This window comes from Actinoalloteichus sp. GBA129-24 (genome assembly GCF_001941645.1).
Lineage (GTDB): Bacteria > Actinomycetota > Actinomycetes > Mycobacteriales > Pseudonocardiaceae > Actinoalloteichus_A > Actinoalloteichus_A fjordicus.
In genome coordinates this window covers 4,796,957-4,817,391 of sequence record NZ_CP016077.1, presented here as the reverse complement: position 1 = coordinate 4,817,391, position 20,435 = coordinate 4,796,957, and the positions used below count along the sequence as shown (strand labels likewise).

The following is a 20,435-nucleotide window of genomic DNA, read 5'->3' as shown; positions in this document are numbered from 1 at the left end:
GCTCTCATGATAGTTCTCGTCAAGCTGGAATTGATTTCCTGAACAAGAGCTTGCGAAGAGGATCGCGATTCCTGCGAATGTCTTCTTTAGGATATTGGTTGCTTGTCTTGACTTTACCTTTCCGAGCTGTTTAGATTCTCTCTTCGGTACATGAGAGTGACCACGGTTTCTCCTGGGTTTTTCGTGCTCGCCGCCCGGCGGGAGCCGGGCAACTCGTTCCGCTACTCGGAGTTCAACCGAGAGTAGATCGGTCGATGTTGTGCCGAGAATCTTCGGCGCGATTCTTTCTCTCTTGTCTCTTCTTCGCCTGATTGCTCAATGGGAGGGAACCTGTCAATGCGGCGTCGGTGTGGAATTCGTAGGTGAGAGCGAGATCTGTGCCCTTGAACCACTGCTCACAATCGATCTTTCGCTTTTCGCGAACACCCCGTCAGCGTGGAGGGGTTTCCGAGAGGCTGTTGGCGATAGCCTCCGCGAGTCGTGTCGCGTCGCCCTGGGCGTCCTCCTGCGACATCGGCCGTAGATTGCTGTCGGCGCTGTCGGCGCTGTCACTGCCTTCGATGTGAATCTTGACGGCCAGGTTGCGGTGGACGAAGGCGGCATGTCCGCCTGCGAAGGTTCCGTCCTGGTTCCACGATGTTCCTTCGTCACCTGCCGCGATCGTGCGCAGCTGGGCTGCCTCCGGTGCGGCGTTGAGGTCCCGTCGGTAGCTCTGTCGAGCCTCCTCGACAGACTCTGCCGGTGAGCCTGCCGTAGAGGCGAGCGAATACTGCACCGAAATGCTCCGCTCCCAGGGTTCACCCGGTGCCTCCAGCCGCTCGCTGACAAACCTGACCGAGCAGGTCGCTACACTTCCACCGCTGGGTGAATCGATCGGACCGAGGCCGCTGTCCGTGCGCCGCTGTTCGAACAGAACCCCTACAACGTCAGCCAGCGTTTCCTCGACGTCGACGAAGCAGGGTGCGGGAGTGGCCGGATGTAGTTCGAGAGCCGCGAGGTCATCGCTTCCGGTGCACCCCGTGACGAATAGAGCCAGAATGATAAGAGGTGTCGCCGACTTCTTCATTTGGGGACTACCTGCCAATTCCCGGGCTCCGTCGCGGATGCCGGAATTGGGTCCGGGATCCTCAAACGCGTCGCCCGCTGCTTGATTTCGGTGCTATTCTGTGCGTGGTCCTCCATGGCGCCTAACGCGCTATTGATGGTATCGGTGGTGGCGCCGATGAATCCGGCCTGAAGTATTGCGCCACAGACCGCTCCCACTATGTTTGCTATGTTCTGCGCGAAGGAGCCAGCAGCGTTGAGGATGCTCTGCGCGCAGTTTCCAATGAACGTGACCCCGGCTTGATATGTCTTGGTGATGGTGGCGCGGGTTCCTGCGATCAGGTCTGCCATCTCTTCCAGGATTCCATGGGTGCTGTCGATGATGTCGGCGACATGGTCCACATAGGTCTTGAACGACTCGAAGGCCGGACCTTCCCAGTACGCCGAGAGATCCGCTTTGGCTGCCAGTAGTCCGCTTTTGGAGTCCTGGATGGGAGTACACGCGTCGGGGGTCCCATTTTTCGGCTAACTCCATGACGCGGTCTGGGTTTCCGAGGCAACTATTTCCTTGTTTCTCAAGGAGGTAGATCCAGTCGGGCTGCGCATGCTGCTGATTCTCTCGCAGGTCCAGCTGTCGATTGGACGCGCTTCACAAGTCCTCGGCGATGGCTTCGGCGATTCGAATAGCTTCGTCAATAGCATCCTCGCGGGAGATTTGCTGTTTCGTTTCGTTCGTTGAATTATTCCTGCCATCCAATGACACGGTCACCAGCAAATTGCGGTCGATGAAGAGGACATGCCCGCCTCGCATCTGAGCGTCGTTGTACCAGGCGATGCCTTCGACTCCAATAGGGGCGGACAACTGCTCGGTAGGACCGGTGGCAAGGTTGGCCGCCTGTTCGTAGGCTGTTTGTGCGTTCCGCACCGATGTTGCCGGACTGTTCGGATCGGACCGGAGATCGTATCTTACGGTGATGCTTCTGTTCGCGGGGTTGCCGGGTGATCCCGAGGTTTCTTGACTGAAGTCAACGGAGCAGGTCGTGGTGATGCCTCCACCCGGTGCGATGTTCGGACCGGCCTGATTGTCGAATCGTATTTGTTCGAAAAGGTCTCCGACGACCTCCGCCAAAGACGTCTCGATCGATTCAAAACACGGCCCGGGTATCGCTTGGTATGTGTCAACCGGCCCGGTTCCGACTTCGGATGTGCACGCACTGGTTGAGAGTACAACCACTGTAATGATAGCAGGGATCAGTCGATGACTGGTCTGATTCTTCGGAGGCTGTCGATGGCGGTTGCCTACCGAGGTAGTTTCATTCTTCATGACCGACTGGTCAGTCACTGCGGGCTCACCTTCCAGTTCCCGGGCTCTGTGGCAGATTTCGGCATTGGGTCTGGTACCTGCATTGAAATGGCGTGCCGCTTGATATCGAGGGCCGTTCGGGCGTACCGGTCCATCGTCCGCAGCGCATTGTTGATCAGCTCGGTGGTGGCGTCAATGAATCCAGCAAGTGCTTCGAGGATTCCTCCGGCCACCGCTCCCCAAAGTTTGTACCAGTTCATCGCCGCGTTTCCAGCTGCCTCTATGAGGCGTGCTGCGCAGGTTCCGATTAACGAGATGCCGGAAATATATGTACCGGTGACCAATTCGCGAAGTCCGACGACAAGCTGTGACATCTCGACAAAAGTTTTACTGGTGTCATTCATTATGCTGATAACGTGCTCAATATATGATTGAAATGAATCTGCCGCCCGGCCCTCCCAGTAGGCGGCCAGGTCTCCCTTTGTGGACAGTATGCCATTTCTGGCGTCTTCGATTGGCGCTGATGCGTCTAACCAGGTTTCAGCTAGTTCGGACATCCTCCCTGTGTCTCCGAGACAATCCTCAATCTTCCGGAGGGTTTCCTTGACCAGGATCATTCCGGCCAGGCTTCCCCAATTGTTGACAATCGCAGCCGATTCGTAGGGAAATGAAGACGAGTCGGCGTCGATGGGCTTGGCATATCCGGGAACTTCAGTTTCAAAGATGCCCATTGGTCTTCATCTCTCGTCGAGTGATTCGTTTATGTATCCGAATTCTTGGTAGAATTCGGCGTCCCGGCTCTCGTAATCGTCGGCCACGTCTCCGAGTGCGTCGCCAGCGTTGTTGAGTGCCTCGAAGCCGAGTGTTAACTTTTCAATGATCGTATCAACTGCGTCGTTGTATGTGCTTGGCACGTTCTCATGCTCGCCGAGGAATCCGAGATCCCTGGCGGCCATGTATTGTCCAGTGGCGAGATCTTTCGCCCCGCTCCATGAGTCGGCGATATCATATATCTTTCGAACATTATCTCGTAGTGCCTCCGGCACCACCTGAAAGTCGACCATCGTGTTTCTCCTAGATTCCTCTGGCTCGTCGTTCGGCGCGTTGGACGGCGGTCTTCACCGCGTCGGCCAGGGCCGATTCGTTCGTGTAGCGGAGCGACCGGGTGTCGAGGTCGACCGCTCGCAGCTCGCCCTGTCCGCCGACGGTGACGGTGCCCAGTTCGGAGCCGATCGGTTCCGAGTAGGTGGCGTTCTGCCGCTCGACGGCTCGGGCCTGGGCGGCCGCCGTGGCCGCCTCGATCTCGGCGACCAGGGCGCGAATCTCGGCGCTCGCGGCCATCAGGATTCTCCTTCTGCGGGAAACATCGCGGGCATCAGATCGTGGAAGGCCTTCCGGTTCTCCTCCGAGGCTGCGGCACGGGCCCGGCTGACGGCCTGCACGATCTCGCCCCCGAGTCGTCCGGGATGCGACGAGCGCAGTGCTCCCGGCTCGATCCGCAGATCCTGAAGGAGGCCTTCACCATCGACGACCGCGTGTACGCGGCGTGCGTCGGAAGTGCCCTCCAATCGTCGAGTCCGCAGCAGTTCGGTTCGGGAGCGGACCTCGGCGAGCTGGGCGTCGATCGTCTCCTGCATCCGGGTCAGGTCGCCGACGGTGTCTTCCAGGGAACGTCGGAGCCCGGCGATCGGGTCACCTGCGCGGAAGGGCGGAGAAGTCATGATCGGCAAGCTAACAGTGGGCTCACGCGGTGTCGCCTTCGCGTGACTCCTTGCGATCATGTTCACATTCCGGATCGCGAGGTATCTGACGCTGCGGTCGTGTCTCCGCGCGCGGGCGCGCGATTATGCCGGAGCGGCGAATCAACACGGCGGCGCGCTCGCAGTGCAGGCCTGCCCACGTCGTCGGCGCCGCACCGGGCCGCTCGCGATCCTGGTCCACTCCGACCGGCACACCACTCGCGACGAGCCCGCTCCGAGAGCGACGCGGCACGCCTTTCCTGCGGCGTGACCGGTCGCCGCCGACCCCGCGTCCCTCGGTCAGACCTTTCGTCCCGCAAGCACACCCGCGTAGGGTCAACGAACCATTTTCGGTCCTGGTCCCCCGACGATCTCTTCTCTGGTGGCGGCATGAGCGTGGTCCTCGGTCTGATCGTGCACGTCAAGCGGCGTGCCGTGTTCGAGCAGGCGACTCGGATGCTCACCGGCGTGTCCTGGGAATGGGTGATCTACGACGAGGAGGCCGAGATCCGCGGTCTGGTCGCCGCGTTGATCGCCACCCGGCACCTCGACGGCGTGCTGCTCGGGCCGGTGCCCTACGACGCCAGCCATGACGTGCTGCCCGAGTCGTTGCCCGTGGTCGTCATCCGGCCCTCGGCGCTGGATCTGGCCCTGGCGTTCTCCGCCGCCCGGTCCCGATTTCCCGGAATGGGCCGAGTCAGCGTCGACACGTTCGATCTCGATGCCGTGATCGAGGTGCGCACGGCGCTGGGCCTGACCGCCGACGACGTGACCGCGCTGCCCTACGCCCCCGGCCAGCGCACCTCGGACATCGTCGAGCACCACCGCCGCGTCCTCGACGACGACGCGAACGGGGTGGTCATCACCATGCGGATGGAGGTCCGGCGACGACTCGACGGCGAGATCAAGGTGCTGAGCAGTCAACCCGTCCCGTCGACGATTCGCGCGGAGCTGCACGAGCTGGCCCTGCGCATCCAGTCTCACCGGGCCAACGCCTCCCGGTTCGCCGCCGGGGTGTTCGTGGTGGCCGAACAGTCCAGGGAGGTCGACGTCGATCGGGCCAGGGTCGGCCTGATGAACCTGCTGCTCAACACCCCGGAGCTGGCGGAGGCCTGGGTGGAGAACCGGGGACGGCGCGGGCTGGTCGTCTTCGCGCACAAGGCTTTATTCGAACGGATCACGAACAACTGGATCGGCGTGCCGGTGCTGAGCCAGGCCGAGGAACTGCTGGGGGTCCGCGTCGCGGCGGGCTTCGGGATCGGCGGATCGGCGCGGACCAGCGTCTCCCTGGCCGAGCGGGCCGCCTCGCGCGCGGAGGCGGAGGGCAGGCCCTGCGGATACCTCATCGAGGACACCGGGGTGATCATCGGCCCGATGGGGCAGGAGGGCAGCCCGGTGGCCTTCACCTATCGCGATCACGGCGTGCACATCGAGCGGCTGGCGCGCAGCGTCGGGCTGAGCCCGGCGACGATCTCCCGGCTGGCCGCCGTGGAGCGGACGCTGCACGGACAGGCGGTCTCGCCGGGCGAGCTGGCCAACGTCCTGGGCATCACCGATCCGAGCGGCCGCAGGCTGATCCGTCGGCTCAGCGAGCGCGGACTGGTCACCGCCGACGGCACCGCGCAGACCCACCGCAAGGGCAGGCCGACCCGGCTCTATCGGCTGGGCATCGACGCGGCACTCGCCGCCGCGGCACACGGCGCGAATGCCGACATCGATGCCGAGGAGCCAGCGCCTGCCGAGACGTCCGAGACGTCCGACCAGCCCGGACCACCCGCCCCGGCCGAGGCGCTGCCGTCTGCGCCAGCGGCCCGGCCGAGCTGAAACGCCCGGCGACTCCGGGGCCCCGCCTGCTGCGGTCATCGAGGGCACGGCCGCGCTCACCGCGCCAGAGAGCGTCGCCTCGCCTCTGGCGGCCCGGGGCGTTGCGCAGGCATCGTCCATTCCCGAGGAACAGGCCGACAGCGGCGCGGGCAGCTCCGGCGTCGTCGATCCTCGCCACGACCTCGACTGAGGTCGACGAGGTCCGGCCCGCCCACGAGTGTGGGCGCCCGCAGCGAGCCCGGCACCCGTGCGCCAGCGGCGGTACGGACAGCCCGGGCGCTCCCGGACTCCCGCATACCGGATTCGCGACTCGTCATTGGCGGACGATACGAACCGGGTGACATAAATGCTCGATCCGCCCCGAATGGTCTAGTGAATGAACGGTCCGGTTGCCCGGGAGTGACCGTCCCGTTTCGGCTGAATCGTGGCAGCTCGCCCTGCCCCGACTTTATCGGACATATTCGCCCTGCCCCGTTGACTTGTCTCGAACCATCGGGCATCGTCACTCGCAACCCACAAACGGACCATTAACGAACCTCGGTCGTTATCGATGAGTCGGTCACCTCCCTCGGCCGGACTCTCGTAGGAGGAGCGGTGGCATGGACCGAAGAAGTCTGCTGAAAACAGCTGTTCTGGGGCTCGCGCTGCCCGCGATGGTGCCGCTGGCGGGCTGCGCGGGGCCGACCCGGCGCGGTGCCGTCCGATTCGAGGGCTGGGACTACGAGGCGCAGCTCGTGCAGCAGAACGTTGATCGATTCATCCGCTTGAACCCGGATGTCGAAGTGGACTATGCCCCCATCACCAGTGCCCAGTTCATTCAGAAGCTCACCGCCGAGTTCATGGGCGGCGGCGGTCCGGATGTGCTCTACATGTACGACGACTCGTTGGCCAGTTCGGTGGAAGCGCGATATCTCCAGCCATTAGACGAACTCGCCGGAATCGACGAGGTATATCAGGCGATCTACCCGTCGGTCGCCCAGGCCATGACGTATCAGGGCAGGCGGTACGGACTGCCCTACTACACCGACTCCCAGGCGTTGATCTACAACGCCGACATCCTCGCCGAGGCAGGCTACGACACCCCGCCCACCACGCTCGACGAGCTGGAGGAGCAGGCGCTGGCCGTCAAACGGGCCGGGCTGCTCGAACATCCGATCGGCCTGCCTGCGCAGCTCTCCGACACCGCGTTGATGTGGATCTGGGCGCTGGTCTACGCCAACGAGGCCGACCTGTTCGACGAGGACTTCCAGCCGGTGATGAACCTGCCCGGTTCGGCGACGACGGCGGTACTCGACTGGCTGCTGCGGGTGAGTGCCGACTCCCAGGTGCTCGACCCGGCCTCCGTGCAGACGCTCCCGGTGCCGATGGACAACGCGATGATGGCGGGCCAGTACGCCTTCACCATCCAGCCCCGGTACTCGCTGCGCAACTACAACGATCCTGCGGTGTCGAACACGGCCGGGGCGATGCGACTCGCCCCGATCCCCAGCATCGACGGCCGCACCGAGGGCACGGTCAGCAACTCCCGGATGTACTGCCTCAACCTGGAGACCGACGTCCAGGAGAAGGCGGAGCGCCTGCTGCACTACATGGGCGGGCTCGACGACGACGGATCGCCCTATACGGCGCGATTCTGGTTCCTGGAGCGGGGTCTCGGGTTCGCCTTCACCGACCTGGCCGACGATCCCGAGATCGTCGAGTCCCTGAGCGCCTTCGCCGATCCCGAGATCTACGCCTACCTGGCGAGCGTCGCGCGGGCGCGCAGCGTCGTCGCGGTGCCCTGGTACGCGGAGTTCGAGGCGACGTTGCAGCGCACCGTGCAGCAGGTGTTCACCGGGGACCGCACCCCCGCCCAGGGCTCTGCCGAGCTGGAGCGAGCCGCCCGATCTCTCGCCCGCCGTTACGAGTAGGAGGCGATGATGGCCAGCCCCGCGCCACCGGCAGCGCCACCGGCCCCCGCGGGCAGGCGACGACGCCGCCGATTCGGGAACGCCGCCAGTGACACGCTGCGTGCCTACGCGATGAACAGCCCCGCGCTGATCGTCCTGTTCTCCCTGGTCGCCTACCCGATCGGCTACTCGTTCTGGGTGAGCCTGCACCAGCAGAACCTCAAGCGGCCCGACGACACGAGGTTCATCGGGCTGGAGAACTACTTCGCGCTGTGGCGGGACCCGACGTTCTTGAGCTCCCTGCGCACCACCGGACTGTTCGTGGTGCTGGTGGTCTCGATGACCGTCGTCCTGGCGATGATCCTCGCGCTGGTGCTCAACGAGAGCTTCCTCGGGCGGGGTGTGCTGCGCAGTCTGGCGCTGCTGCCGTGGGCGATGCCGGGCGTGGTCAACGGCCTGATGTGGCGGACCATCTTCGATGCCAACACCGGGGCGCTCAACGGCCTGCTCACCGACCTCGGCCTGATCGACAGCTATCAGGCGTGGCTGTCCTCGCCGTCGGGGGCGTTCTTCCTGACCGCCTTCGCGCAGGTCTGGAACACACTGCCGTTCGCGGTGATCCTGCTGCTCGCCGGGCTGTCCACCATCCCGTCGGATCTCTACGACGCGGCGAAGGTCGACCGCGCCGGGGCGTTCCAGCGCTTCCGTCAGATCACGCTGCCGTGGCTGCTGCATCCGCTGCTGATCGTCCTGATCCTGGAGACGATGAACGCCTTCCGGGCCTTCGACACGATCTACGTGCTCACCGGCGGCGGGCCGGGCGACGCCACCAGCATCATCGCCGTGCTCAACGTGCGCACCGCCCTCACCTACACCGACTTCGGCCTCGGCAGCGCCTACTCCTGGGTGATCACCGCCTTCACGCTGATCATCTCCGTGGGATACGTCGCGGCCCTCTATCGGAAGGGGAGCTTCGAGGTATGACCACGCCGAACGTGCCGCCGCCGGACGTGCGGCCGCCGCGCCCGCGGCCGTCCCGACCGCGCCGGGCCGTCCCGCTCCGATATCGGGTCCCCTGGAAGAAGATCGTCGTCTACACGCTAGCCGCGTTCTTCGTCCTGTATCTGGTGCTGCCGTTCTACTGGATCTTCGCGATGAGCTTCATGCGCGAGGTCGACGCGATCTCGGTGCCGCCGAACTGGATTCCGCCGCACCCCACTCTGGACAACTACCTGAGCTTCCTGCGACCGGACGAGAGTCAGGCGCTGGTCGGCGGTCGGGCCATCAGGGAGACGCCGTTCGCGCTGGGCAACAGCATGATCGTGGCCTCCGCGACGGCACTGCTCAACCTGGTGCTCGCGGTGCCCGCCGCCTACTCGTTCTCCCGGCTGCGCTTCATCGGCGGGCGGCTGCTGCTCATCGGCTACCTGATCACCCGGATGGTGCCGAGCATCGCGATCATCATCCCGTTCTACCTGATGATCCGCTCGATGGGCCTGCTGGACACCTACTGGGCCTTGATCCTGTCCTACCTGACGTTCTCGCTCCCGGTGACGATCTGGGTGCTCAAGGACTTCTTCCGGGCGGTGCCGCGTGAGTTGGAGGACGCCGCCAGGGTCGATCGCTGCGGCTGGTTCCGCACCATGTGGTCGGTGTTCCTCCCGGTGGCGGCGCCGGGGTTGGTCGCGGCGGCGGTGTTCTCGTTCATGACCGCCTGGAGCGAGTTCATGTTCGCCCTGTTCATGACGTCCACCGAGGCGGCCAAGACGATCCCGGTGGTCGCCGCCAACTTCGCCACGGACATGAACACCCAGTTCACCCTGATGGCGGCGGCGGGCGTGGTGGCCGTGGTGCCCCCGCTGATCCTGGTGCTGATCTTCCAGCGGCTGATCGTGCAGGGCATGGCGGCGGGCTCCGTCAAGGGATGACCGGCCAGGCGGCCTCCGGGCCCGCCGACGCGACGCCGACGAGACGAGAGATGGCTCAGGTCCGATTGGAGAGCCTGCACAAGGCCTTCGGCGACAACGTCGTCGTCGACGACCTCGACCTGACGATCGAGGATCGGGAGTTCCTGACCCTGGTCGGCCCGTCGGGCTGCGGCAAGTCCACCACGCTGCGGATGATCTGCGGCCTGGAGAAGGTCGGCGCGGGCGAGGTCTACTTCGACGACGAGCCGGTGGGCTACCTGCCCGCCAACAAACGGGACGTCTCGATGGTCTTCCAGAGCTACGCGCTCTATCCGCACAAGACCGTCGAGCAGAACATCGGCTTCGCCCTGCAGATGATGCGGGTGCCCAGGGCCGAGATCGGCGAACGGGTCGCCCGCACCGCCGCCTCGCTGGGCATCTCCGAGCTGCTCGGCCGCAAGCCGAGGGAGTTGTCCGGCGGTCAACGACAACGGGTCGCGCTGGGCCGGGCCATCGTCCGCGACGCGGGCGCCTATCTCCTCGACGAGCCGCTGTCCAATCTGGACGCGCAACTGCGGGGCGACATGCGCGTCGAGTTGAAGCGCCTGCACGCCGATCTCTCGCGCACCTTCATCTACGTCACCCACGACCAGGTCGAGGCGATGACGATGTCGGACCGGATCGCCGTGATGAAGGGCGGGGTGCTCCAGCAGTGCGCCCCGCCGGAGGACATCTACGGCCGGCCGGCGAACATGTTCGTCGCCTCCTTCATGGGCTCGCCGCCGATGAACTTCGTCACCGGCGAGCTGCGCGACGTCGACGGGCACCGGGTCTTCCACAGCGCCGGAGCGGCCGTCGTCCTCACCGAGGAGGCGGCGCGGGCCGCGTCGGACTTCCCCGCCGGTCGGGTGGTGCTGGGCATCCGGCCGGAGGACGTGCTGCTTCGCCCCGCCTCGGCCGCCGAGAACGAACCGGAGGATGCGGGCCTGCGCGGCACGGTGTTCGTCGCCGAGCCGTTGGGCGCCGACGTGCTGGTCACCGTCGATCTCGGCGGTGAGCTGCTCAAGGCCCGGGTGCCCGCGCCGTTCCGCGTCGGCATCGACAACGCCGTCTCGGTGGTCCTGCGGTCCGAGCGGGCGCACTTCTTCGCAGCCGACACCGGCACCTCGCTGTACGCACCGCACGTGTCGGCGCCGATCCCCGCCTGCTGATCGACCCCACGAACCGCTCGACCCCACGAGGCGGCCGATCCGCGAACCGACCGCCACGCGTGCGGACCGACTACAGGAAGGCGATCCTGACCATGACTGGGAACAGCCGATCGAGAGGTCTCGAGGCGGCGAGTGTCGACGTGCCACGCCCCGCCGACTTCGAGGACTTCTGGACCGAGACGCTGCGCCTGCTCGACGACGTCCCGGCCCGACCGGCCTTGACGCACCTGCCGGAGCGCTCCACCGACCGCGTCGACGTCTACGAACTGCACTACACCGGCTTCCAGGACGTGCGCGTCGCGGCCTGGTGCACCATGCCCGTCGACGCGGCCCGAACCGGCCCGCTGCCCGCCGTCGTGCACATTCCCGGCTACATCTCCGAGCCCTCGATCCTCAAGTCGTGGTCCGAACGCGGCTACCTCACCCTCGGCCTGGCGCCCCGAGGCAAGCTGCGGTCGAACGAGGTCGTCAATCCCGGCTATCCGGGACTGCTGACCGCCGACATCACCGATCGATTCGCCTACGCCTACCGGGGCTTCTACCTCGACGTGGTGCGAGCCCTCGACGTGGTCGCCGCGCTTCCGCAGGTGGACACCGAGCGCATCGGCATCTGGGGGTCCAGCCAGGGCGGCGGCCTCGGCATCATCGCCGCCGCACTGCGGCCGGGAGTCGTCAAGGCCTTCGCCGCCGGTGCTCCCTACCTCTGCGGGATCATGGACGCCACCCGGTTGACGCACTCCTATCCCTACGAGGAGATCACCGAGTTCCTGCGCGTCCACCCCGACCTGACGGACGCCGTCACCGAGACGGTGGCCTACTACGACGGAATGAACTTCGCCCCCGCCGTGCAGGCGCCCTCGCTGGTGTATCTGGGGCTGGAAGACGACGTCTGCCCGCCGGAGACCGGCTTCGCGGTCTACCGCGCCCTCGGCGGCGTCAAGGAGCTGCACACCTTCCCGCGCTGCGGACACGACGCGGGACTGCGCTGGGTGATCCCCGAGGTGGAGAGGTTCCTCGACGGACACCTGAATCCGGCAGGCACGAGGGACGGAGCCCACGCGTGAGCGAGTTCGACACCTTCTGGACGCAACTGGACGCCGACCTCGCGGGCTTCCCCGCCCGACCAGTGCTCGACCCGGTCCCGGCGAGGTCCACCGAGCACTTCACCGGATACGAGATCCGGTTCAGCAGCCTGGACTCCCATCGGCTCTTCGGCTACCTCAGCGTGCCGACGGGACCGGGCCCGTTCCCGGGCCTGCTGGAACTGCCGCGTCATGGCAGCGTCAACCACGCCCCGCACTACAACGACCGACTGCGCTATGTGGTGCTCACCCCCATGCATCGGGGACAGCGCCGGGCCGACAGTCCCTTCCGCGCCCGGTATCCGGGGCTGTTCACCCTCGGCATCGAGGACCCGATCACGTTCGTCTACCGCGCGATCCTGGCCGACTGCCTGCGGGCCGCCGAGGTGCTCGCCGCCCGGCCGGAGGTCGATCCGGCGCGCATCGGCATCACCGGGGACGACCTGGTGCTCACCACCGCCGCACGCAGGCCGGTCTTCACCGCCGCGCGGGTCACCGGCGCCCTGCTGCACGATGCGCAGGCCCGGCGGCACACCACCGGCGAATACCCGTTGGAGGAGCTCAACGACCTGCTCCGCCTCCGTCCGCAGGATGAGCCGCTGGTGACCAGGACGCTGGCGTTGTTCGATCCCGCCCGGCACGCCGAGTCCGTCCGGGCGGCGACGCTGCTGAGCGTGCCCAGCGGCGCGGCACCCTGGACGGCGGAGCTGGTGCGGGCACTCGGGCCTGACGTGGAGACCTACCGACTCACCGATGAGGACGCTGCCGACGCGGTCGCGATGGACGGCTGGCTGGCCGAGCGGCTGGGGGTCGAGACGCTGGCCCGCTTCGTCTCGGAGCTGCCGTGAGCGGGCGAGCGGGCAGCGTGCCGGGCGGCGCCGGGCCGGGCGGGCTCCCGGCGGTCGATGCCCCGGCCTGCACCGGTGTCGACTCGCCGGGGCAGGCCGCCTCGGTCTACCGGGCACTCGGGCTGCGGCCGGTGATCAATGCCGCGGCCACCCTCACCCGGCTCGGCGGCTCGCTACTGGCGCCGCCGGTGATCGACGCGATGGCCCTGGCGTCTCGACAGTTCGTCGACCTGACGGAATTGCAGCGCAGCGTGGGTGAGCGGCTGGCGATGCTCACCGGGAACGAGGCGGCCTACGTCACCTCCGGCGCCGCCTCGGGCCTGACCCTGAGCGTCGCGGGCTGCGTGACCGGGCCGGAGCCGACGGCCCGCGAGTCGTTCCCGCCCGTCGGCGGGCGGCGCCTACGGGTCGCGATCTGTGCGAGTCAGCGCAACCCGTACGACTACGCCGTCCGGCAGCTCGGCGTGGCGGTCGTCGAGTTCGGCGCGGATTCGGGCTCGCTCCGGCGGGCGCTCGGGCCGGACACCGCCTGCCTGCTGTGGTTCGCGGGCGAGCACTACGCCTCGGGCGCCCCGCCGCTCGCCGAGGTCATCGCCTCGGCGCAGGCGGCGGGGGTGCCGGTGATCGTGGACGCGGCGGCCCAGCTTCCGCCGGTCGCCTCGCTGTGGCACTACACGACGGAACTCGGTGCCGACGCGGTGATCCTCAGCGGCGGCAAGGGACTGCGCGGCCCGCAGTCGGCGGGCCTGGTGCTGGGGCGCCGCGAGATCGTCGAGGGGGCTCGCCTGCACGGCAGTCCGCACCACGCGTTCGGCCGGGGCATGAAGGTCGGCAAGGAGGAGCTGCTCGGGGTGCTCGCCGCCCTGGAGTGGACGCTGGCCCAGGACGAGACGGCGCTGCTGGCGGCGTATGAGGAGTCGGTGCGGCGCTGGATCGACGGTCTGGCCGGGATCACGGGTGTGCGGGTGGTGCGGGGCTATCCCAGCGAGGCGGGCCAGCCGCACGGCCGGGCCCTGCTCTGGCTGGAACCGGCATCGGGCTGGACCAGGGACTCGCTCGTCGACGCGCTCTGGGATCGCGATCCGCACATCGCCGTCGGCGTGGCGGGCGAGGCCGTCGCGCTGAATCCGCAGACCCTGGAACCGGGGGAGGACCGGCTGGTGCTCGACGCGGTGCGGGAGGTGCTCGCGGCGGGGGATCGCCGGACTCGGTCGCCGAGCCCCGGTCGATAGGCAGCTCGGGAACAGGTCGACATCCGGGGCGTCGCCTGCTGAACTGCCCGATGACCGCGCCGAAGAACCGACCATCGAGAGAGTGGAGTGCCTGCATGACCTGGACCGCCATCACCAGTCCCGACCTGCCCAAGCCCGCCGGGGCCTACAGCCACGTGATCGACACCGGGACGCTCGTCTTCACGGCGGGCTTCGGCCCACAGGACCCCGCCACCGGGGAGATCCCCGACGGCGTCGAGGCCCAGACCGAGCAGGTGATCGACAACGTCGAGCGGGCGCTGGCCGCCGTGGGCCTCGGCCTGTCCGACGTGGTGAAGACGACCGTCCACCTGCAACACCTGGACCGCGACTTCGCCGCGTACGACCTCGTCTACGGGCGGCGCTTCACCGCACCGCATCCGGTGCGGACCACGGTGGGCAGCACGCTGGCGGGAATCCTGGTCGAGATCGACGCCGTGGCGGTGCGCCGGAGCTGACTCGCAGCCTCCGGCCGTCGCCGACCTCGTCTGGATACCTCGGCAGGCGACCTCGCGCGGGGAGCGAACGGAGCGGCGTCCGAACGCGGACGGCCCTCCGTTCGCCCCACAGACGATCGGCCGGCATGCGGGATCAGCCGAGGAAGGCCACCACACAGACGCCCGGCACCTCGACGACCGTCTCGGCGGGCGACAGGAGCCCCGTCGCCGCATCGCGCGGTAGCCGGGTGAGGGTGCCGGAGTTCTGGTTCGCCACGAAGAGCCCGTCTTCTCCGGGGTCCAGCGCGAAATGTCGGGGCCAGGCGCCGCCCGTGGCGACGGTCTCGAGCAGCCGCAGCGACGCACCGTCCTCGGCCACCGCGAAGATCGCGATGTCGTCGTCCCCTCGGTTGGAGGCGTAGACGAAGCGGCCGTCGGCGGAGACGGCGATCTCGGCCGGGAAGTTCTCGCCGGTCGCGTCCGCCGCGCGGCTGCTGAGCGTCGGCCCCTCGGTGAAGCGCCCCGTGGTCGCATCCCAGTCGAGGACGGTGATCGTGGAGGCCAGCTCGGCGAGGACGTAGGCGTGTCCGCCGTCGGGGTGGAAGGCGAGGTGACGCGGCCCGCTGCCCGAGGCGAGGACGAGCTGCTGCTCCTCGGCGAGGGTGCCTGCCTGAAGGTCCAGTGAGTACACGTACACGGAGTCCGCCCCGAGGTCCACCGCGATCACATGCTCGCCGGACGGGTCGACGAGAACCTGGTGGGCGTGCGGGTCCCGCTCGGCGCCGACGTGCTGGGCCAGATCGGTGGCCTCGCCGATCGACCCGTCCTCGGCCAGCGGATGCACCACGACGGAACCCGCCGTGTAGTTCGCCGTGAGCAGGAAGCGCCCGCCGGGATGCACGCTCAGGTGCGTGGGTCCGGCGCCTAGCGTGGATCTGCTGTTGACGATCGTGGGCGAGAACGGGTCGGCCAGGCTCAGTGCGGTGACCCGACCGGTGGGGATGAGTTCGTTGACGGTGTAGAGGAACCGGCGGTCGGCCGAGAACGCCAGCGAGGAGGCGTCCGGCACGTCCGCCACGGTCCCGACCAGCGTGATCCGCCCGTCGGAGTCCCGGCTCGCGACGTCGAGGCCGCGCCCCGGCGGATCGGTCCACCCGAAGCTGCCCAGGTACACCGGCTGCGGCTGCCTGCCCGTCGCGCCTGCGGACGCTGCGGCCGCGGACGCCGCGCCGCCCGGGCCGCCCGCGGGGTGCCCGCCGCCTGCGGTCGTCGCGGCAGCGGCACCCGCCCCCGTCGCGGCGGCCAGCACCGCCGTGGTCCCGGTGATGCCCAGCGCCGCGAGAAACCGGCGTCGCGTCGTGTCGCTGTCTCGCATGATCGTGATCCACCGCCATCGTCGTCGTTGTCAGTGCCCGGTCAGTGTGTCCAGCGGAGACCGCAGTGGTATAGACCATATCGGGGTAATCCTCGGCATCGGGCTCGGTCCGCTCGGACGGTCGGGGTGCCGGACCCCGCTGCCGGTCGCGTCCTCGCGCGGTGTCTCGGTGCCGCACCCGTGGCCGAGGAATCCTTTGTGGGCAGCTGCTTCCCGCGCAGTCGACGTCCCGGGAGAACGGCGGTCCACAGTGGAGACGACCGCGGCGTGAGCAGCTCGACCTGCGAACGCCATCACATGCGGCTGGACCATCAGACCGCCACTTATCTCTCCTATGACGGCCCGCACGGTGGTGCCGCCATCCCGATCGCCCTCCAGGCCTTCGCGCACTACCGCAGCCCGGCCTTCGCCGACCAGATCAACAGTCCGGCCGCCCGGCAGCTGTTGTGGCGCCACATCGGCTCGGAAGACGAGGTGCCCGCCACAGGCGCCCTCCGGAGGGAACTCCTCGCTGATCTGAATCGCCTCGGTGCCTGGCCCGCCCGCCCCCGCAAGCTCGTCGTCGCCAACGGCGCGGGCAACGGCGCAGGCAACGGGGTCCCGCCGGGCGAGGTGGCGCTGAAGGTCACCGGTCCGCTGTTCAAGGGCACGAATCTCCTGACCCAGGCGGAAGGCAGCGACGTCCTCGTAGCGGAGCTGCGTGCGGCGCTCGGCAAGCCGAAGGACATCGTCACCAGCGACCTCCCCGCCATCGACGGCGCACCCGGCGGCACCCTGGAGTCCTTCGGCATCCTCGCCGACGTCCTCAACCGATACGGCGCAGCGGAGGTCTTCCACCGCTCGGTCAACTTCGTGCCCACCCTGAGCGCTCTCGGCTTCGGGGACCTCGACGGCGCCGGTGATCTGTTCGTCGACGTCTCCGGTCTCCCCGGGGAGCAGAGCGCGTTCGACGACTTCGTCTACTCGAGCATGAACACCCCGCACTGCGTGATCACCGAGGAACTCGCGACCTGGGTCCTCGATCGGCTGTGAAGCCGGCAGCCTGAGGCCGTACCTGCGCCCGGCTCCGGGTCACGGGGCCGGGCGCTGCGGGGGCTCGTGCCCTGCTGTTCGCCGATCGGCGTCGCGGTGGCGGGTACTGCCGCTCGCAGGCACTTGTCGTTCTCGGGCACTGCCCTTTCTCAGCGCAGCGCCGTTCTTGCCGCAGCGCCGCTGCCGTCTCCAGGCCGTTTTCCGACCACGGCGGCCTTCCCGGCTGCCTGCATATTCCGATCGGTGCCCGGTGCCCGGTGCCCGGTGCCCGGTGCCCGGCCCAGATCCCGGTCGCGAACGGACGGGCGCGAAACGGTCGATCACGGCCGTCCGGTTTCGTCGCCGGCAGATACGCCTGCGGCACCCGATCCCACCGTTCGTCGGGTTCGCGGACCAGCCGAGCGGTGACCGTGATCCCGCCGCTGCTCAACAGATCGGCGACACCGCAGGACGTCGACGCGCGCACCACGCGGGTCGCCGACGATCCGAACACGCCAGCCGCCCGGCAGACCGCTCGGCCCGCCGGGCGCCTGCACATCCGACGATCAGCCCTTGTCGTTCAGATGCAGCATCCTGGCGATCACGGTGTCGAGCTGCTCGTCGTTGAAGATCTTCTTCCAGTCGTCCTTGATGATCGTCTCGCGTCCGTAGTCCATCGCGATGAGACACGCGTCGGAGAACGGGTTGTCGCCCTTGAGCGTGTTGGCCAGCGCGACCTGGGTGTGCCCGAGCAGCATCGCGCGGGCGGCGGCCTCCGGGACCCCGACGGTGTGCACGGTCTCCTTGAGCGCCTCGTTGAGGAGGTCGCCCACCATGCACGCCACCGTCTCGACCAGCGTCGGCTCCAGGTAGGCGAGCTGCTTGACCGTCACCCAGTGCACGTCCAGCACCGGGGCGTACATCACTCGCACGACCGACTCGGCGAGCGCCCGCTTGGCCTCGTCGCCGGACTCGATGGCCGCCACCACGTCCTGCGGGGCCGCGATGCCGCCGAAGGTGTCCGCGTACTCCTCGGGCGTCGTGCGCTCCAGGAACACCGAGGGATGGCACGGGTGGGCGACGACGTACTCCAGGTCCGACCGCTTGGTCAGCAGCCCGGCGTAGGCGGCAGCCGGGTCGAGGGTGAGCACCACTGCGCCCGCCTTGAGCTGCGGAACCAGGTCCGCCGACACCGGACCCAGCGCGATGTCGGGTACCGCGAGGATCACCACGTCGGCGTCCGGGACGGCGGTCACCGCGTCGGTGACCTCCCGGCCCGCCTGCTGCACGCGCTGCCTGCCCGCCTCCGAGGTCTCGCAGTAGCGGACGAGGTGATCGGTCCTGACGAGATTGTCCGAGACGCGCATCCCCATCTTGCCGCCCGCGCCGATGACGGCGATGGTCAAGGGTCCTGCTGGTGCTGCCGTCATGATGTCCGCTCCTTGAGGAACTCGATGTTGTGTCTGGTCCACTGCTCTTCCAGCAGTCGGGTCGTCGCCGGGTCGCCCTGCCAGGGCAGCCAGTGCTCGATCACCTGGTTGACGCCCCGTGCCTCCGGGTCGACCGTCCTGATCAGGTGGTCGTAGTCCAAGAGGCCGGTGCCGAGCGGGGCGCCTGCGAGCGTGAAGCCGACCCAGCCGTCCTGCCTGCTGAAGGCGAAGTCCTTGACGTGCACGTTGACCACGCGGGACGCGGTGGTCTCGACGACGCTCACCGGGTGTTCGAGGGCGGCGACGACATTGGCGGGATCGAGGCAGACGCCGAGGTTCGGACTGTCGATGCGCTCGATCAGCCGCAGCAGGGTGGCGGTGGGCACCTGCTCGTAGGTCTCCAACGCCAGCGTCACGCCCTGCGCCGCGAACTCGGGCAGGACCGTGCGCAGCCGGTCCTCCGCCGTCTCGAGGGACGGTCGGTCCTCGCCGGAGTTCATCATCGAGCGCAGCAGCCGGACGCCGAGGATGCGGGCGATCTCCAGGTATCGGCGGAGGTGATCCGGATGCAGACCCCTGGTGCCGAGTTCGAGCGTCAGCCCCAGCCCGTCGGCCGCCGTCCGCAGTTCGCGCAGCTCGGCCGTCGACATCCGCTCCAGCTCCGGATGGTCGCAGATCTGGAAGAGCGAGACGCCGAGCGCGCGGGTTTCCGCCAGCGCCTCGGTCAACGACAGCGGTCGCGGCATCCGATCGGACAGCCGCCAGAAGAACGCGTAGGTGCTCAGGCCGATCGTCATGCCCGCACCCCCCGCCCGGCTCCCAGCGCCGCCGCCTCGTCGAGGATCGACTCCACCGCCGCCGGGTCGTGCGCGAACCGTCCGAGGAACAGCCCGTCCACCCCGTCGGCCAGCTCGGTCAGCAGACCGGGGCCCGCGCTGCCGCCGTAGACGACCCGGCTCCCGGTCAGCATCGGGTCGGCGGCCAGCTGGCGGCGCAGGGCCGTGCCGACCTCTCGGACGTGCGCGGGGTCGGCGGGCTCGGCGGCGCTGATCGCCCACTGCGGCTCGTAGGCCACCGTGATCGGGCCGAGGATCTCGGCGCGGCGGGCCGCACTCAACGCCGACTCCACCTGCGCCACCGAGGTCGACGCCGCGACCCGCGCCGAGCCTCGCTCGGCCTCCCCGACACACAGCAGCGGCACGAGCCCGTTGTGCAGTGCCGCGGCGGTCTTGGCGGCGATCATCTCCTCGTCCTCGCCGAGCAGTCTGCGTCGTTCGGCATGGCCGACCTCGGCATGGGTGCAGCCGATCTCGCGCAGCTGCGTCCCGCTGACCTCGCCGGTGAAGGCACCCGCATCAGCCCAGGACAGGTCCTGGGCGCCGACCTGGACGCCGGAGTCCCGGCACTCGTCCAGCACCGACGTCAGAGCGGGGAACGAGGGCAGCAGCACCAGGGTCGCGAGCCCGTCCCGCACCGCACGATGACGGCGGGCGATCGCCACGACCTCGCGACTCCAGGCCAGCGTGTGCCGGTGGCCGAAGTACATCTTGAGGCTGATGCCGATGGTCAGCGGTGCGGCCTCGTCCGCCGTGGTCATGACGCCCGGCTCCCGGCGGCCGACCCGCCCTGGTCGTAGTCGGAGATCAGCCGGACCTTCGCCGCCGAGGCGGAGTCCTCGTCGAAGCGGTAGGTCAGCCACTCCCTGGCCAGCCTGCGTGCGAGTTCCAGGCCGATCACGCGCTGCCCGAAGGTCAACACCTGGGCGTTGTTGCTGAGCACCGACCGCTCGACCGAGAAGCTGTCATGAGCGGTGACCGCGCGAATGCCGGAGACCTTGTTCGCGGCGATGGCGACACCGAGACCGGTGCCGCAGATCAGCAGCGCCCGATCCGCCGCCCCGGACGCGACGAGTTCCGCTGCCGCGACGGCGACATGCGGATACGCCGTCCGGCTCTCGGCGTCCACGCCGACGTCCTGGACGGACTCGACGAGATCGCTGGCCGCGAGATCCTGCTTCAGGGCCTCCTTGTACTCGAAACCCGCGTCGTCCGATCCCACGATGATGCGGAGCCTGTCGGTCATGAT

The 20,435-nt window shown here is 67.9% G+C and carries 22 protein-coding genes; 10 read left to right on the top strand and 12 right to left on the bottom strand.

All coding sequences use genetic code 11. The features are described 5' to 3' along the window. Positions 1-430 precede the first annotated feature (430 nt). From UA75_RS33250 to UA75_RS20610, 7 genes are all read right to left on the bottom strand, one after another. Complete coding sequence (locus tag UA75_RS33250) at positions 431-1,066, bottom strand: hypothetical protein (RefSeq protein WP_157434328.1); 636 nt, start codon at positions 1,064-1,066, stop codon at positions 431-433. Beyond that, positions 1,063-1,446, bottom strand: a complete 384-nt coding sequence (locus UA75_RS20625; RefSeq protein ID WP_075741661.1) for a hypothetical protein — start codon at positions 1,444-1,446, stop codon at positions 1,063-1,065. Before UA75_RS20625 ends, UA75_RS33250 begins: the two co-directional genes overlap by 4 nt. A gap of 247 nt (positions 1,447-1,693) precedes the next feature. Then, entirely contained in the window at positions 1,694-2,386 is a 693-nt protein-coding gene (locus UA75_RS33245; protein ID WP_157434327.1) for a hypothetical protein, read from the bottom strand. Further along, positions 2,383-3,078, bottom strand: a complete 696-nt coding sequence (locus UA75_RS33240; protein WP_157434326.1) for a WXG100 family type VII secretion target — start codon at positions 3,076-3,078, stop codon at positions 2,383-2,385. Before UA75_RS33240 ends, UA75_RS33245 begins: the two co-directional genes overlap by 4 nt. Positions 3,079-3,084: 6 nt before the next feature. Next, the gene (locus UA75_RS20620; protein ID WP_075741660.1) at positions 3,085-3,411 is read right to left on the bottom strand and encodes a hypothetical protein; all 327 of its coding nucleotides are present in this window, start codon (positions 3,409-3,411) and stop codon (positions 3,085-3,087) included. 10 nt (positions 3,412-3,421) lie between these two features. Beyond that, positions 3,422-3,688: a YbaB/EbfC family nucleoid-associated protein gene (locus tag UA75_RS20615; protein ID WP_075741659.1), complete on the bottom strand. Its 267-nt coding sequence runs from the start codon at positions 3,686-3,688 to the stop codon at positions 3,422-3,424. Continuing rightward, positions 3,688-4,068, bottom strand: coding sequence for a YbaB/EbfC family nucleoid-associated protein (locus tag UA75_RS20610; protein ID WP_075741658.1), 381 nt, complete (start codon positions 4,066-4,068; stop codon positions 3,688-3,690). Before UA75_RS20610 ends, UA75_RS20615 begins: the two co-directional genes overlap by 1 nt. A gap of 408 nt (positions 4,069-4,476) precedes the next feature. Between UA75_RS20610 and UA75_RS20605 the strand changes: the two genes are divergently transcribed. From UA75_RS20605 to UA75_RS20565, 9 genes are all read left to right on the top strand, one after another. After that, positions 4,477-5,910, top strand: a complete 1,434-nt coding sequence (locus UA75_RS20605) for a MarR family transcriptional regulator (protein WP_075741657.1) — start codon at positions 4,477-4,479, stop codon at positions 5,908-5,910. Positions 5,911-6,509: 599 nt separating this feature from the next. Continuing rightward, the gene (locus tag UA75_RS20600) at positions 6,510-7,820 is read left to right on the top strand and encodes an extracellular solute-binding protein (protein WP_083690813.1); all 1,311 of its coding nucleotides are present in this window, start codon (positions 6,510-6,512) and stop codon (positions 7,818-7,820) included. Between the two features lie 111 nt (positions 7,821-7,931). After that, a complete protein-coding gene (locus UA75_RS20595) occupies positions 7,932-8,783 on the top strand; it encodes a carbohydrate ABC transporter permease (RefSeq protein WP_075744019.1) in 852 nt (283 codons plus the stop codon). Next, complete coding sequence (locus UA75_RS20590) at positions 8,780-9,727, top strand: carbohydrate ABC transporter permease (protein ID WP_083690809.1); 948 nt, start codon at positions 8,780-8,782, stop codon at positions 9,725-9,727. The genes UA75_RS20595 and UA75_RS20590 overlap by 4 nt, the downstream gene beginning before the upstream one ends. A gap of 50 nt (positions 9,728-9,777) precedes the next feature. After that, positions 9,778-10,917 carry an ABC transporter ATP-binding protein gene (locus UA75_RS20585; RefSeq protein ID WP_075744017.1) on the top strand — a complete coding sequence of 380 codons (1,140 nt, stop codon included), beginning with the start codon at positions 9,778-9,780 and terminating at the stop codon, positions 10,915-10,917. Between the two features lie 140 nt (positions 10,918-11,057). Beyond that, on the top strand, positions 11,058-11,981 hold the full coding sequence (locus UA75_RS20580) for an acetylxylan esterase (RefSeq protein ID WP_198042794.1): 924 nt from the start codon (positions 11,058-11,060) through the stop codon (positions 11,979-11,981). Then, positions 11,978-12,847: an acetylxylan esterase gene (locus UA75_RS20575; RefSeq protein WP_075741654.1), complete on the top strand. Its 870-nt coding sequence runs from the start codon at positions 11,978-11,980 to the stop codon at positions 12,845-12,847. Before UA75_RS20580 ends, UA75_RS20575 begins: the two co-directional genes overlap by 4 nt. Further along, the gene (locus UA75_RS20570; protein ID WP_075741653.1) at positions 12,844-14,079 is read left to right on the top strand and encodes an aminotransferase class V-fold PLP-dependent enzyme; all 1,236 of its coding nucleotides are present in this window, start codon (positions 12,844-12,846) and stop codon (positions 14,077-14,079) included. Before UA75_RS20575 ends, UA75_RS20570 begins: the two co-directional genes overlap by 4 nt. A gap of 95 nt (positions 14,080-14,174) precedes the next feature. Beyond that, positions 14,175-14,555: a RidA family protein gene (locus tag UA75_RS20565; protein ID WP_075741652.1), complete on the top strand. Its 381-nt coding sequence runs from the start codon at positions 14,175-14,177 to the stop codon at positions 14,553-14,555. A gap of 133 nt (positions 14,556-14,688) precedes the next feature. Here the strand turns inward: UA75_RS20565 and UA75_RS20560 are convergent, their stop codons facing one another. Continuing rightward, entirely contained in the window at positions 14,689-15,909 is a 1,221-nt protein-coding gene (locus UA75_RS20560; protein WP_075741651.1) for a lactonase family protein, read from the bottom strand. 267 nt (positions 15,910-16,176) lie between these two features. Between UA75_RS20560 and UA75_RS20555 the strand changes: the two genes are divergently transcribed. Further along, a complete protein-coding gene (locus UA75_RS20555; RefSeq protein WP_075741650.1) occupies positions 16,177-16,941 on the top strand; it encodes a hypothetical protein in 765 nt (254 codons plus the stop codon). Between the two features lie 545 nt (positions 16,942-17,486). On the opposite strand, the gene UA75_RS20550 is transcribed toward UA75_RS20555, so the two are convergent. Genes UA75_RS20550 through UA75_RS20535 form a run of 4 tightly spaced genes read right to left on the bottom strand, consistent with a single transcriptional unit; the run spans position 17,487 to position 20,432 of the window. Then, positions 17,487-18,350, bottom strand: coding sequence for a phosphogluconate dehydrogenase C-terminal domain-containing protein (locus UA75_RS20550; protein ID WP_075741649.1), 864 nt, complete (start codon positions 18,348-18,350; stop codon positions 17,487-17,489). Continuing rightward, the gene (locus tag UA75_RS20545) at positions 18,347-19,147 is read right to left on the bottom strand and encodes a sugar phosphate isomerase/epimerase family protein (protein ID WP_075741648.1); all 801 of its coding nucleotides are present in this window, start codon (positions 19,145-19,147) and stop codon (positions 18,347-18,349) included. Before UA75_RS20545 ends, UA75_RS20550 begins: the two co-directional genes overlap by 4 nt. After that, on the bottom strand, positions 19,144-19,947 hold the full coding sequence (locus tag UA75_RS20540; RefSeq protein ID WP_075741647.1) for a triose-phosphate isomerase family protein: 804 nt from the start codon (positions 19,945-19,947) through the stop codon (positions 19,144-19,146). The genes UA75_RS20545 and UA75_RS20540 overlap by 4 nt, the downstream gene beginning before the upstream one ends. Further along, on the bottom strand, positions 19,944-20,432 hold the full coding sequence (locus UA75_RS20535; RefSeq protein ID WP_075741646.1) for a ribose-5-phosphate isomerase: 489 nt from the start codon (positions 20,430-20,432) through the stop codon (positions 19,944-19,946). Before UA75_RS20535 ends, UA75_RS20540 begins: the two co-directional genes overlap by 4 nt. Between the last annotated feature and the right edge of the window lie 3 nt (positions 20,433-20,435).